This window comes from Tritonibacter scottomollicae, assembly GCF_003003215.1.
In the GTDB taxonomy this organism is placed as follows: Bacteria; Pseudomonadota; Alphaproteobacteria; order Rhodobacterales; family Rhodobacteraceae; genus Epibacterium; species Epibacterium scottomollicae.
This window is the reverse complement of sequence record NZ_PVUF01000004.1, coordinates 184,312-197,823: the sequence shown is the minus strand read 5'-3', so window position 1 is coordinate 197,823 and position 13,512 is coordinate 184,312. Positions and strand designations below refer to the sequence as shown.

Here is a 13,512-nt window from a genome sequence, read left to right as displayed (position 1 = left end):
ATGTTAGTTTGAGGTGAGGGTTACACCAGAGATATGGGCGGGTTCAATCTGCGGTCTGAGGCCAAGCAGCGGCGCCAGCCGTGCAATCATCTCTCCGGCAACCGGTGCCGCAGTCCAACCCGCGGTGCGACGATCCTCGCCATGGGCGATGATTTCAGGTTCATCGAGCGTCACCACCAACACATACTTCGGCTCATCGGTGGGAAAGACAGCCGCAAAGGTCGCGATCACCTTGTCCTTGTAATAGCCGCCCATCGGCTTTGGCTTGTCAGCGGAGCCGGTTTTCCCACCCACGCTGTAGCCTTTCACCTCAGCCATGGAGGCTGTGCCGTTGCTGACGACCAGTCGCAGCATGTCCAGTGACGCCTTTGCCACCTCTTCACTCACGATGCGCTCACCCATCTGAGGGCCAGTCTGCTTCAGGATCGTTGGCGCCACATAGCGCCCGCCATTGGCAATCGCCGCGTAGCCCGCCGCAAGATGCATTGGGGTGGTGGAAATACCGTGACCGTAGGAAATGGTCATTGTTGACAGTTCCGACCAGTTCTTGGGCAACAGCGGCTGACCACCGGAGGCCTCGACGATCTCGAACGGGGTGGGCTTCAGCATGCCGAGCCGGTCGAGGAACGCCCGCTGACGCTCGGCCCCGATCTGCTGGGCCATGCGCGCCGTGCCGATGTTGGACGATTTCTCGATGATACGGGAAACCGTCAACTCCTTGCCGTAGTTGCTGAAATCTTTGATCGAGAACTTGCCCCAGCGCAGGGGGCCACGAATGTCGATGACCGTGTCCGGCGTCACCAGATCCAGCTCCATCGCCTGCGCCGCGGTGAAGATCTTGAAGGTGGAGCCCAGCTCATAGACCCCCTGAACCGAGCGGTTGAACAGCGGGCTTTGCGACGGGTCGAAACCGGAGGTTGGCGGCCGGGGCCGCTCGTTGGGGTCGAAATCCGGCAGGCTTGCGACCGAGATCACCTCCCCGGTGTGCACGTCCATCAGGATCGAAGTCGCCCCCTTGGCGTTCATCAGCTTCATGCCGCCATAGAGCACCTCTTCGGAGGCGTCCTGCACCGACAGATCGAGGCTCAACTCCAGCGGCTTACCCGCATTGGCCGGGTCGCGCAGGTAGTCGTCGAATTGTTTTTCAACCCCGGCTACACCGATCACTTCGGCCGCGCTCACGCCCTCCTTGCCGAAGGACGCACCGCCCAGCACATGGGACGCCAGTTGACCATTGGGATACAGGCGCATTTCACGCGGCCCGAACATCAACCCCGGATCACCGATATCATGCACTGCCTGAAGCTGTTCCGGGCTGATTTTCTTCTTGATCCACAGGAACTTGCGCTTACCCGTGAAATCCTTCAGCAGGCGCTCGCGCTCCAGATCGGGGAAGATCGCCACCAGCTTGTCGGCGGCGGCGACGGGATCAATCATCTGCGGCGGCTGCGCATAGAGCGAATGGGTCTCGAAGTTGGTCGCCAAGATGCGGCCATCACGGTCCACGATATCGGCCCGCTGGTTGGCAATCGCGCTGCCCCCGACGGAGGCCACCGGCTCTGACGGCTCGGAGGTTGCCATAAACGCCATACGCCCGCCGATCGCCACATAGGCACAGACAAAGAACGCCGCCAAGACCAGCAGCCGGCCCTCGGCACGGGTGCGCGCGCGCACCTCCATCTCGCTGTGGCGCTGCGCGAGGTTCTCGCGCTCGATCAGGTCCGGGTTCTCGCCGCGCGCACGGGCTGGCAGCACACGGGCCAAGGGACGCAGAGGCGTGCGGATCATTGGTCGTCCTCCTGCCCATAGGCGGACACTTCAACGCCCTCTTCGATCACCAGACCTGAGGGCGGAAAGGACACTTCGTCGACGCGGCCAAACTGATCCGGACGCAGCGGCACCAGACCGAGGCTGTCAAAGTTCAGCTCGGCAAGATTGCGCAGCCGATCCGGGCGGTTGAGATAGGCCCATTCCGCCCGCAACACGCTGAGACGCACCTGGGCCGCGGCAATATTGCTGCGCAGGCCGCGGGTTTCTTTCAGCACCTGTTGCGTGGCGTAATTCTCGCGGTAGGCCCAGAATGCCAGACCAAAGACCGCGAGGATCGTCAGAATATAGGCAAGGGTTCTCATCAGCGCGTCTCTTTCAACTGCGGCATGCTCAGTTCGCGGGCGGTGATTTCGGTCGGGGCCGCATCCGTACGGCGCCCCACGCGCAACAGGGCCGAGCGCGATCTAGGGTTCTGCGCCAGCTCCTCGTCATCGGGACCAACGGCCTTGCGGGTGACCAGCTCGAACTGGCTTGGCAGCTCTTCAAGTGCGGGGGCGTAGCGGTTGGCATTTCCGGTCTTGTTGGCGCGGTGCTGGAAGAAGCGTTTGACCATGCGATCCTCGACCGAATGGAAGGTCACCACCGCCAAGAGGCCGCCGGGTTTCAGCGCCCGTTCGGCAGCCAGCAAACCGCCCATCAGCTCCTCGTATTCGCCGTTCACCGCGATGCGCAGCGCCTGAAAGCTGCGTGTGGCGGGATGCGACTGGCCGGGCTTGGGACGCGGCAGGCAGCTCTCAATGATCTCGGTCAGGCGCAGGGTGGTGGTGATCGGCTCAATGGCGCGCTCGCGCACGATGGCCTTGGCGATCCGGCGCGAGGCACGCTCCTCGCCGAAATTGTAAATGATATCCGCCAGTTGCACCTCGGTGAGCTCTGCCACCAGATCCGCGGCAGAGGGGCCGTCCTGCGACATGCGCATATCGAGCGGGCCGTCCTTCATGAAGGAAAACCCCCGCTCGGCCAGGTCAAGCTGCATAGAGGAGACACCAAGGTCCAGCACCACGCCGTCCAGATCCTGCGCGTAGTCATCCATGCGGGAGAAGACCCCCTGCTGCAGCACCAGCTTGTCGCCGTAGTCCGCCGCCCAGGGCTGCGCCATCTCGAAAGCCAGCGGATCGCGGTCGACGCCGATGACCTGATCGGCCCCGGCGGCCAGCAGACCCTTGGTATAGCCCCCTGCCCCGAATGTGCCATCGAGCCAGCGCCCCCGGACCGGCGCCACAGCCGCCAGCAGCGGCTTCAGCAGGACGGGGATATGGGGACCGGAAGAAGCAGCGGGGCGGTCCGACATGAGTTACGCGCCTCCGGCGCCGTCTAGGAATTCAAGGGGATCGAAGTCTTCGGGCAGATCGTCCAGCAGCTTCTCAGCTTCGGCCATCTCGACCTCATCGTAGGTCTCGGGCTTCCAGATCTGAAAGGTGTCGCCGGATGCGATAAAGAAGGCCTCGTTATCGAGGTCGATCTTCTGCCGCAGTTTGGCCGGCAGCACAAGGCGACCGGTCTCATCGACGGTGGTGGGCAGGGACTGACCATTGAAGATACGCTCAAGGACCTTGCGCCCGCGAGAGCCACGGGGCAACGCCGCGATCTTGGCGTCGACCTCTTCAATGGCCTCCATGGTGTAGCATTCGAGGTACTGGCGGCGGTGGTCGCCGTAAACGATCACCAGTTCGGGACTGTCACCGGGCTGCCAGTTCGGGTCGGAGGATTCCAGCACACGGCGAAAGGAGGCTGGGATAGACACCCGCCCCTTGCTGTCCACCTTGTGGTGGCTCTCGCCTCTGAACCTGCGACCCACTGCGCCGCCCTTTCCCGCGTCCCGCGCGTTTCCCCGGCTTCGTCCTGAACCCGGGGCCTTAAAACCAAAAGGGGCGAGTTGATCCGCTGCCACTGATCAACCCGCCGCCTTGACCCGCTATGCGGGGTGTCCGACTGCGCGCGCCACCTGGGGGGATGTCTGCTCGCTCGCGCGCCGGATCTCTTCATTGATGAAAGCGAAGGCCTGTATGAAACCTGCCGTTTTGTAAGGTTGGGGTCGTTTGTTGCCCCGTGCTCTTCGTTCTCATCCGATGAATTAGGGATACAATGGGAATGCATGGCCCCGCAAGGGATTTCTACAGGTAGCAGGGTGAGAATCGCCCCTCCGAGTCGCACTTCAAAGTCGTCCGCAAGGCCGAAATACTCGAATACAGCTGCATGTGGGGCAGAAACTTCAGATCAACACCATATATATGGCACGCTTGCGTCTGTGAAAAATCTCCCCTAATTTCCCACGATTCCTTTAGGCAGATGACAGGCGGGAGCATTTGTTCACCCCTTGTTCACACACAGCATGCAAAATACCGCCTCCAACCGCTGCTTTTCTCAATTTATGTGATTCGTTTTACGCCAAACTTGGCGGCGGGCCATGATTTCCCATACCGCCCATGATTTCCCGTGAACCGGGCCATGGTTTCCCATTCCTGTAGCGTCTTTGTTGTAGCGTGACGGACTTTTTTACAGTGATTTACAGACTTTTTTACAGCAACGCGGTTTTGGTCTGACATGGGATTGAAGGGGCGTTTAAGCCCCTTCGAACTCTTCAACCGCAGCGGTGAGCAGCTCCACCCCCAAGGGCAGTAGGGCGCGCCGCCAGATCTGCGCGGCACTCTCCCCCCAAATGACCTGGACCGCGCGCTGCAACGCACGCCCCCGCGCCCGCACCGCCGCGCCGCCGTCCAGCTCCCCCGTCAGGTGGTAGACCGTCCCACCGGTGAACGGCACGCCAGCGGCCAGCGCGTCGGCAATCGCATTGCGGCCCTTGAACCGGGGCAAGAGCGACGGGTGATAGCCGACAGAGCCGCGCCCTGCCCGCGCGGTCACCCACCCCGGCAGGACGCGGTGCGAATGCGCCGAGACAATCAGGTCAAGCCCGGCCGGGATGTCCTCCCCCACCAGCGGCATGCTGTTTGCCTTCACGATGGTGTTCACGCCAAGCCGCGACGCCCAGACCGCACAGGCATTCTGAGCGTCTGCCGTGACCACCGTGACCTCGTGGCCCCGCGCCAGAAGCATGTCCAGGACAAGCGCGCCGAGGTGTTTGTTGCCGAAGAGAAGAACCTTCATGCCATGCCCTCGATGTAGCGGAAGCCCTGCACCGGCCGGAAATGGCCACCGTATTTGAGCGGTTTCTTTGTGGCCCCGTGCAGCGCAGCCGAGGTCTGCGCCCAGAGCGGATCGCGCCGGAGCGCCGCCGCGAGGCCGGGGTGGGATGTGTGGAACAGCGTCGGCAGCGGCTTCTCCCAACGGTTCAGCCCGCGCCGCCACAGCGCCGCCAGCTCGTTCAGGAACCGCAGCCCGATGCCCGCGCCCTGCCATTCTGGCATGACCACAAGGCGGCTTGCCCGGATTTCCGTCATGCCAGGGCGCGGCGAGAATGCGACATGCGCGACATCCTCGCCGTTGACCCGGCCGACAAAATAGGCAGCGTTCGGCATCGCGTTCAATTTCAGGTAGTAATGCGGCTCAAAGGCGGGCCAGAGGCTGCCGTCGACCTGGTGGATGTCGACTTCGAGGCTGGGGCATCGTCGAAGACGCCTCCATGCAAACTCACCGCCCCGGCCGGTGTCGATCACCCAATCGGGCTGCAGCCAGTCCTCCACGTCATCGTGGCAGGCCACGGCGACAAACTGCCCTGCCCCGCGCCGCCAGGCCTTGCCGAATGCCCCGGCCGCAATGGTCGCCACCCGCCGGTCGATGGCGGAGGTGAACTCATCCATCACATAAAGGCCGGGCCGCTCACACAGTACGCGCGCCAGATCGGCCCGGAACTTCTCACCCGTGGACAGGGCAGCATAGGGGCGAAGCCAGGACGGCACCGACCCAAGCCCCACCGCCGACAGCGCCGCCGTCACCGCATCAAACGACCCGTCAGGGGTGATCTCATCCACGATGGCCCCTTTGCCCGGCCAGCGGTTGGCGCATTTGACCCGGCGCGCGCCAAACAGGCGGCGCGCGATGGAGCTTTTGCCGGATCCTGACGGCCCCTTGATCAGACCGACCTGCCATGGCCGGTCCTTCAAAGGGGCTTCAAAGCTGATCTTGAAGTCCGCGTCGCCTTCGACATTGAACAGGCTGGACACCCGCGCTGCACGATAGGTTGCGGGAATGGGCGACGGGTGGTGAACGGTAATCTTCATGTGTTCACCACCTTGCACTTGAGGCCTTCGGAGGTCAGCCGCTCGAACAGCGCTTTCTGCGCCTGCTCGTCCTGGACAAGGGCAATCACGCCAAACTGCTGTTTGTAGCGCTTGCCCTTGGGTTTGCCGTGGGTATCAGCCGGTAGAGGCGGCAATGGGATGGTTTGGGATTTGGGCACTAGGCCGGTCCTTTCCGTCACGCTCGGGGCGTTCTGGTGAAGGGCTCAAGGGCCTCAATTCGATATGAGCGCGGCACCTGGGGCATTTGATAGACAACGCCCCGACAAGTGCGCCGGGCTCCAGTTTGAATAGCAACTTGCGGCATCCGCCACAACGTTGGTCTTGCAGCTTCAAGTGGAATCACTCCAAAGAAGGCCGTCCTCGAGGACAGGGAGCGGCCATGAAGCGATAGCTGGTCGGCGGGGTTGCGTGTGAGAATGTAAGCCCCGTGTTGAGAGGCGTTTGCGCGCCTCTCAGCCTCCCGATTGCGTTATGCGGCGAGCGCCGCGCCAAAGGCCGCCTGGATGTCAAAGCCCGCCGGATCGCTCGCCGCCTCGATCTGCGCGGCCACACTGGCCTCGGCGGCAAAGCAGGCCTGAATGTGCTGCACCACAGCCTGCGCCGCCGCCTCGACCTGCGCCTGCGTCAGCTCCACAAAGCCGGTGGGTGTTTTCCACGCCAGCGGCTCGCTGATCATGCCCTGCTGCAAGGCACTGACCGCGCCGGAGAGCGACACCCGCGTCACCTCATCGCCCGGCACCTGCAGACCGCCCGGCAGAACCACGCCCGCCATGGCACACTGCCAGCGGATATCGGCGAGGTCGGACAGCGCCTTGGCCCGGTCCTGTTCGATGCGCGCGGCAGCGGTGACCACTTTGGAAAAGTCGATGTTGCTCATGCCTCGCCCTCCGTTTCATCAGTTGGAGTCTGCTCCACCTCATAGGGCGGCAGGGGCACCGGCCCGTCTCCGGTCAGGGTCACAGGCTGCGGAAAGCGGGTTTCCTCTGGCGCGTGCGGCCCATGGGGAAGGATCAGGGTCAGGTGGAGCGCGCCGCCTTCGCGGGTGACCTCCGAGGCCAGCCAATCGCAGGTCACCGCCTCGCGGGGCAGCACGTCGCCCTCGGACAATGCGGTGAAGTCGAAGGTCTCGCCGTTGAGGGTCAGCACATCGCCCTGGCGGGTTGCGGTCAGCGCCGTGTCGCAGCGCATGGGTGTGAGTGAGATTTGCATGCTGTGATGCTCCTTTAGAACCAGCGGCCAATCGCCACGACCTTGCAATTAAAAGCTGATCGCGCCTCAGCGGCAGACCACCCATGGATCAGCAAGGACGTTGCCGTTGGCGATGAACATGCGATGAATAGTGGAGCCGCTGCGGCGATGGCCGCCCCTCCGTAGTGGACCAGAGCCGCGAATGCGGCCGGAAATGTCCATGAAACGCCGCCAGAGGCAGACGTTGAAACTTCACTCATACAAATCTGCGTGCCATCGGCAAAGCGCACATATTCCCCGTTGGCGTTGCTGCCGCGCTCAATCACGGCGCCGGTGGGGGTGCCGCCGGAATGCGAGACGGTACCGATCAGGTTTTCTGAGCAGAATATTTCGGACCACTGACGCCAGGCGCCATCGTGTTTTGTACGCGCATAGACCCGGTTGCTGGCCGCGCGAAAGACCAACTGGCTTGAACGCCCATCTTGGTTCGCAAGTGTAAGAACCGCCCCACTGGTAACGCCAGTGGGTCTCACACCTGTGGTGTTTCCAGAGATCCTGCCAAACCCCGAAGGGGCAGTATCCATGTCATCAACATCGACGGACGTCATGCCATCCATCACTCCTAGACCAAAAGCTGGCACCGTCATCAACCGCCCGGCAGTTGTATCAGTAGGGCTACTCTGCACCGCCGCGCCGGATGCGCGACCGTTGCTGTCGAACTCGATAGCCTCCTGATTGCCCGCCATCAGCGCCAGCCGGGAACTGCCCGCCGCATTGCCGATGGTGGTTTTGTTGCCATCGGTCTGCACAAGGAGGTTGGAGGCAACGCCATCGCGGAACTTAGCCAGCACGCCGGGCGCGCCCAGCACCTCCAGCGGGGCCGAGGGATCCTGGACGTTCACGCCCAACTTGCCCGCCTTCATTGCCGCGACAACAGCGCCGCCGACCAAGATCCCCAGATGATTGCTTGCCAACCAGCTCAAGCCGGTATCGCGGTCGTTGTCGGCCACCAGATCACTGGTAAACCGCCCCTGCCCCACGGTGTCATAGACGCCCTGGTAATTCGCGATCAGCTCCTGCAGCGAGGCCGTCAGATCCGCCGTCAGGGATCCGGTCGGGAACGCCGCATAGACCTGCCCGCCCGCCGTTGCGCCCTGATACGGGGTTTTCAATGTAAGCGTGGCCGCGTCATCGACGGTCAGGATCTCATAGACCCGACCGTCCGGGCCGACAAAGCCCCAGCCATTCTGCAGACCGCCGTACCAGCTGGTGCCGGTGCCGGTTACGGTGGTGCTGCCGTTGGTCACGCTCACCGTGCCAGATGATACCCAAGCCATGATGTCTCCTTATGTGACTTGCTTGACGATCCACTCGATGGTGGGGTTTTCGATCCAGGGGATGCCCTCCAGGACAACCTCGATTTCCAACCAGACGCGCTGATCAATGCCGGTCGCCCAATAGGGATCGACAAGATCCGCCGGGTCCTGGCGGTAGCTGACGGCGGGTTGCGGGCGGCTGGCGTTGAACCCGTACCAGCGCGGCCCGTTCAGGAGGGTGCATTTGGCGCACCACCATGAATTGTTGGGATCAAAGCCACTGGCCGCCTGACTGAATGTCTTGATGCCCGCCTCGACAATCAAAGAGGCCTCGGTGACAGAGCGCACATCGGTCGATGACACGCGGATCCCGGTGTTCACAAACCGGAACACCGCGCCGTTGCCGATCTGCCCACCGTAGGTAAATGATCCAGACGCCAGCACCTGATCGCGGGACATGACCGCACCGAATGCCTTCAGCTCACCAGCCGCGAAGTCTAGCTTTAGACCGGCAGTCGGACGGCCATCGCCATCTTCTGCGTAGTTGTCAGACTGCAGCGTGTCGGTGATCTGCCCCCGCCCGATGGCGGCCTGCCCGATATAGGCGCGTTCCAGATAGACGCCCGCCGGATAGTAGATCCCGCCGATGGTGCGGCCCGAGGTATAGACCGCAAAGGGCGAGACCGCCCCGGCCCCGCTTGGCGCGGAAATCGTGAAGGCATCCGCCGCAAAGGCGATAGTGCTGCTGACCGCCCCGTCATCGCCCGCCTCAGACGCGATCACCATGCCGGTGGCCACACCGTTCACATTGACGCGCAGCATATGCCGCCCCAGCACGCCGTCGACGCTTTCCGAAACGGTCTGCACCGTGCTGGTATTGGTGCCAACCGTGGTCGACAGGGACGCCAGTGACTGCGCCTGCGCCGTAATCGTGCCCTCGGCATCCGACATGCGCGTGGTCAGGGAGTGCACCGCCGTCGCCTGATCGCCCTGCTCGTCCTCCGCCACGGTCAGACGCGCGGTCAGGGACGTGATGGATTGCGCCTGACTGCTGGTCGTGCCTTCCAGCGACGTGACCCGGCTTGCCAGTTGTGATTGCGCCTGCGCCTGCCCGGAAATCTCGCCCTCGGCATCCTCCAGACGCGCATCCAGCGTGACCACATCCGAGGCCAGAGCGCTATCCGCCGCCGCGCGGGCGAGCGTCTCCGCCTGCACCAGCGCCACGGCATTGTCGATGGACGCGCCCAAGGTGACGCCAAGCGCCGCCACGGCCTCGCGATCCTCATTGACCCGTGCCCGCAGATCCTGTGTCGCATAGGCGATGTCCTGCTGCACACGCTCGCCCGCCTCATGGGCGTGCAGCAGGTTGGCAAGCGTCTGGACCGCCGCCGCATCATCACTGTTCAGAAGGTGCCGGGTGTCCGCGACGGTCTGCGTGATCTGCGCCCCGTCGAGCGCGTCGATCTGCACCTCTGCGGTTTGCACGCGGCCCTGCAGATCCTCATATTGCGACTGCTCGGCCTTCAAAGCAATCGCCGCCTCTGCCGCGTCCAGATCCGCCTCTGCCGTGGACAGCCGCGCGGACATGCCGTCCACTTCGGTTTGCGACGCCGACAGCGCCAGCTCCGCCTCGGCGGCGTCCAGATCCACCCGCACCTGGTTGACCTGCATCTGTAGGTCATCGACCAGCGGGATCTGCGACGGGTCGAGAACCGCGAGCGAGATCTGCTCATTGACCCAAGCCTCAGTGGCGGAGAGCGACAGGGACGCCTCCGCCGCGTTGAGGCGGATTTCCGTCTCGCTGATCCGCTCGGCCTCATGCTCCAGCGCATAGATCCGAACGGTGCCGGTTTCCGGGTCCTGCACGATGCCCGCATCAGACAGCCGCCCGTCCACGTCCGACAGGCGACTGATCGCCCAGACCACCTGCTCGCCGATGATCCCCACCGCCTCCGCAACGGTGCGCTGCTCGACGGTGCGCAGCTCCAGATCGCGAGCAATCGGCGCGATCACCTCGGCCGTCAGCTCCGCATCAAGGGCAGAGGCCACGCTGGCCGCGTCTGTGCTGATGGCCTCCCAGACGGCATCGTCCAAAAGCGCGGGCGAGATCCTCACATCCGGGGTGCTGACCGGCAGCCAGACGCTCCACGCGGTGGCCCGTCTGGACGCAATGGCCTTGGCCCGGACCTCATACTCCGACGCCGGTTGCACCGGCTGGTGGCGATAGGTGCCGCTGGCCACATTCGTCGTGCTGATCGTGTCCTCGTCGGTCTGCCCCTGCAGACGCACCTGGAACGTCAGCCCCTCGCAGGTGTCCGACAGACGCCCGTCCCAGACGATGCGGATCGCCGGGGCAAACGCCGCGCCGCTGTCGTTCTTCACCGTCTCGCCCGCCACCGCAAAGCCGACGACACCGGCGTCGGTGGGCGCGATCGGTCCAACCGGATGCGGGGTCTCCGGCAGCTCAAGCCCCGGATCCGGGTCAAAGTCACTGGGATCGGTTTCGCGAAGCGACAGCGAGACGTTCAGCGTTTGAAGGTCATAGGCCGCCTCGATGATGCGGAACACCTTCTGCTCATAGCCATAGTCTGCCAGCGACAGGGCAATGTTCTGCAGCGGGCGCAGACGCGCGAACTCACCGGGCAGCGGCAGGCGGTGTGACCGAAACCGGCGGTTTTCCAGCAGCAGCGCATTGGCAAGCTGGCGGGCCTGCTCCGGGGCATAGACCATCGGCAAGCGCAGCTCGAAGAGCTTCTGTCGCCCGTCCTCGGCGACCCAATCCTCCTTCACGATGCTCTCCAGCGTCGAGGCCTCCCACAGCGAGGCGGGGCTGGTGTAGGTCGTGGTCACCGCATTGAAGGTGTTTTCAAGGCCGGGAAAAGGGTCATGCTGCCATTGCTCAGTCACCAGCAGGTCATCATCGCCCACCTGCGCAGACACCGCCGACGCACTGCCGACCATGGGGAACCAATAGCCGCCCATCTCGACAATTTGCGCATTCGCCGAGGCGAACAGCTCCTGCAGGAAGTCAGCCGGTGGCTCTTCAAACTTGACTTCAAACCCGGCTGTGAACTGCGGACGGGTCTCCGCCCCGATGCCCAGATCGCAAGCGTCCATCGCATCCGACCAATCGGCAAAGGGCAGATCCTCGGCGTCAAACCCGCCGCCCCAGATCCGACCGTCTGGCAGGGTGATCCCGCGCAGGACGTTATAGGCGATAACCATGGGGTTGGCGGTCTGTGCCCAGGTGCCGGGATCGCCAAAGCGCTGCGGGCCAGAACCGTCCGCCGTGCTGTCCTGGCGCGGGTCATAGAGCGGCGGCCCGTCCAGCTCGAAGGCATAGTTCGGCACGCCGTTGGGAAACACTTCATTGGAGCGATGAAAGGCCAGGATCGCGTAGCAGGTGCCGGTCAGAATGTGATCAGGCGTCCAAGGCCGCCCCGCACCGCCATAAATGCCGGTGAGATACGGCGATGCCGCCGTCTGCCTGCCGTCATAGAACCACAGGTAGCCGTAGATACTGCCGTCTTTCTGCTTGTTGGTGATCGGGTAGGACTGGCCATTCACCAACGTGTCGGGCAGATCCTGAAAGGCCCCGTCGATGATCAGGCGGCGCAGGGACGCGCCCGGCACATCGCCCAGTTCGACCACATGAGTCAGCCACTTGTTGTTCTCATCATAGCTGTTTTGATAGACGAGATGGCCGCGCGTGGTGAACCGCCCCAAGACCGTCGCCTGCGGCTCGGTGCCGCCGCTTGTGGTGTGGCTGGACTGAATGCCCGGCGTCTTTTGCTTGCGCTGCTGGATCTTCGCCACCAAGAGGGAAATCCCGGCTTTGACCAGCGACCGCAGGACGGCAGCAGTTGCCGCTGCAAAGGCGGCACCACCGCCAAAGAACGTCGTTATTGCCGCCGCAATCGTGCTGATCGGGTCAGCAGCAGCCGGTCCCGCCCAGAGCGCCAGCGCGAGGATCAGAAGAAAGCGGGTCATGGGCGGAACACCCGCTCGGCTTTGCAGCGGCTAACAACGCTCAGGCCCTGCAGTGTCAGAACATGGATCTGCGGCCCGCCGATGATGCCAAGCGCCAGCTCGTCATTTTCGCGTAAGGCGACAATGTCGCCCAGGGCCGCGTCTGCGGGCTGCAGCTCCGGCATCACGCTGGCGGCAAGGGCTGCGAGGTCCGCATAGCCGTTGTCCCTCAACACCCGCTTGCCCTCTTCCAGCGAGCTGTATTGCACGCCGAGCTGGGCGCGCACGTCCTGGCCGGTCAGCAGCTTGTGCCACCCGCCCGCGAAGTTCGCGCAGTCCACCCGCCCAGGACGAAACCCGGACCACCGAAGGCGCACGCCACGTAGATAGGTCAACAACAGCTCGCCGCGATCCTGCATCAGCCCCCCCATGGCACGGTCCATTGGCCGGTGGTGTCGATGTATTCCCGGCCCCGATCATCCGGGTTGCGGCGCTGCAGCTCGGCGCTGGACCGCTTCAACGGCAGGCCAAAGGTCAGCATGCGGGCATTCGACACCATCACCAGCTCGGTGAAGCTGACCCCTTTGCGTTTGCGCTCTTCCGGGGCCTGATTGAGGAAGCCTTTGAACCGGCGCTGCGGCGTGCCAAGTGGCGCGCCGGTGTCGATGTCGAGCGGGCAGGAATGGATTTGCACGCGCGCCAGGCGCGGCTCATAGGCCTGCAGAAGCGTCTTCACCTCCTCGGTGAAGGGCGGCAGTTTGACCCGGTAATTGCGCACCTGGAACCCCGGCTCGACAATGATCGGCGGCACGTCGATCACCTGACCCGCGCCGAAATAGGTGCGCAGCTCACCGTCGATCAGGAACTCCTGGTGGTCGTCACCCGACCAAAAGCCAATGACCTCCGGCAAGCCGGTGGCGCGGTTCTTGGCCTCGATCCACAGCAGAACCCGCGCATCGGTGCCGCGCCGTTCCTCAAGCTGGGATTGCGTTGTTGCGTCATACTGCATG

General features: G+C 63.7%; 14 protein-coding genes. All 14 read right to left on the bottom strand.

Translation table 11 applies throughout. From position 1 onward, the window contains the following. Window positions 1-3: 3 nt before the first annotated feature. The 14 genes from CLV89_RS08915 to CLV89_RS08855 all read right to left on the bottom strand — a co-directional run bounded on the left by CLV89_RS08915 (window position 4) and on the right by CLV89_RS08855 (window position 13,511). On the bottom strand, window positions 4-1,788 hold the full coding sequence (locus CLV89_RS08915; protein WP_106163306.1) for a peptidoglycan D,D-transpeptidase FtsI family protein: 1,785 nt from the start codon (window positions 1,786-1,788) through the stop codon (window positions 4-6). Further along, window positions 1,785-2,132 carry a cell division protein FtsL gene (ftsL, locus tag CLV89_RS08910; protein WP_106163305.1) on the bottom strand — a complete coding sequence of 116 codons (348 nt, stop codon included), beginning with the start codon at window positions 2,130-2,132 and terminating at the stop codon, window positions 1,785-1,787. Before ftsL ends, CLV89_RS08915 begins: the two co-directional genes overlap by 4 nt. Beyond that, entirely contained in the window at window positions 2,132-3,121 is a 990-nt protein-coding gene (rsmH, locus tag CLV89_RS08905; protein ID WP_106163304.1) for a 16S rRNA (cytosine(1402)-N(4))-methyltransferase RsmH, read from the bottom strand. Before rsmH ends, ftsL begins: the two co-directional genes overlap by 1 nt. A gap of 3 nt (window positions 3,122-3,124) precedes the next feature. Further along, complete coding sequence (mraZ, locus tag CLV89_RS08900) at window positions 3,125-3,628, bottom strand: division/cell wall cluster transcriptional repressor MraZ (protein ID WP_106163303.1); 504 nt, start codon at window positions 3,626-3,628, stop codon at window positions 3,125-3,127. A gap of 764 nt (window positions 3,629-4,392) precedes the next feature. Continuing rightward, on the bottom strand, window positions 4,393-4,935 hold the full coding sequence (locus tag CLV89_RS08895; protein ID WP_106163302.1) for a formyltransferase family protein: 543 nt from the start codon (window positions 4,933-4,935) through the stop codon (window positions 4,393-4,395). Further along, the gene (locus CLV89_RS08890; RefSeq protein ID WP_106163301.1) at window positions 4,932-6,008 is read right to left on the bottom strand and encodes a GNAT family N-acetyltransferase; all 1,077 of its coding nucleotides are present in this window, start codon (window positions 6,006-6,008) and stop codon (window positions 4,932-4,934) included. Before CLV89_RS08890 ends, CLV89_RS08895 begins: the two co-directional genes overlap by 4 nt. Further along, window positions 6,005-6,187: a hypothetical protein gene (locus tag CLV89_RS22380; RefSeq protein ID WP_133166711.1), complete on the bottom strand. Its 183-nt coding sequence runs from the start codon at window positions 6,185-6,187 to the stop codon at window positions 6,005-6,007. The genes CLV89_RS08890 and CLV89_RS22380 overlap by 4 nt, the downstream gene beginning before the upstream one ends. Further along, window positions 6,144-6,362: a Com family DNA-binding transcriptional regulator gene (locus CLV89_RS23220; protein WP_207796904.1), complete on the bottom strand. Its 219-nt coding sequence runs from the start codon at window positions 6,360-6,362 to the stop codon at window positions 6,144-6,146. The genes CLV89_RS22380 and CLV89_RS23220 overlap by 44 nt, the downstream gene beginning before the upstream one ends. A 136-nt stretch (window positions 6,363-6,498) precedes the next feature. After that, on the bottom strand, window positions 6,499-6,906 hold the full coding sequence (locus CLV89_RS08880) for a DUF4376 domain-containing protein (protein ID WP_106163300.1): 408 nt from the start codon (window positions 6,904-6,906) through the stop codon (window positions 6,499-6,501). Further along, entirely contained in the window at window positions 6,903-7,238 is a 336-nt protein-coding gene (locus CLV89_RS08875; RefSeq protein WP_106163299.1) for a hypothetical protein, read from the bottom strand. The genes CLV89_RS08880 and CLV89_RS08875 overlap by 4 nt, the downstream gene beginning before the upstream one ends. Window positions 7,239-7,252: 14 nt before the next feature. Continuing rightward, a complete protein-coding gene (locus tag CLV89_RS22910; RefSeq protein ID WP_106163298.1) occupies window positions 7,253-8,554 on the bottom strand; it encodes a pyocin knob domain-containing protein in 1,302 nt (433 codons plus the stop codon). 9 nt (window positions 8,555-8,563) lie between these two features. After that, a complete protein-coding gene (locus CLV89_RS08865) occupies window positions 8,564-12,523 on the bottom strand; it encodes a phage tail tip fiber protein (protein WP_106163297.1) in 3,960 nt (1,319 codons plus the stop codon). After that, window positions 12,520-12,933, bottom strand: coding sequence for a DUF6950 family protein (locus tag CLV89_RS08860; RefSeq protein ID WP_106163296.1), 414 nt, complete (start codon window positions 12,931-12,933; stop codon window positions 12,520-12,522). Before CLV89_RS08860 ends, CLV89_RS08865 begins: the two co-directional genes overlap by 4 nt. Next, a complete protein-coding gene (locus CLV89_RS08855) occupies window positions 12,921-13,511 on the bottom strand; it encodes a hypothetical protein (RefSeq protein ID WP_106163295.1) in 591 nt (196 codons plus the stop codon). Before CLV89_RS08855 ends, CLV89_RS08860 begins: the two co-directional genes overlap by 13 nt. Window position 13,512 lies beyond the last annotated feature (1 nt).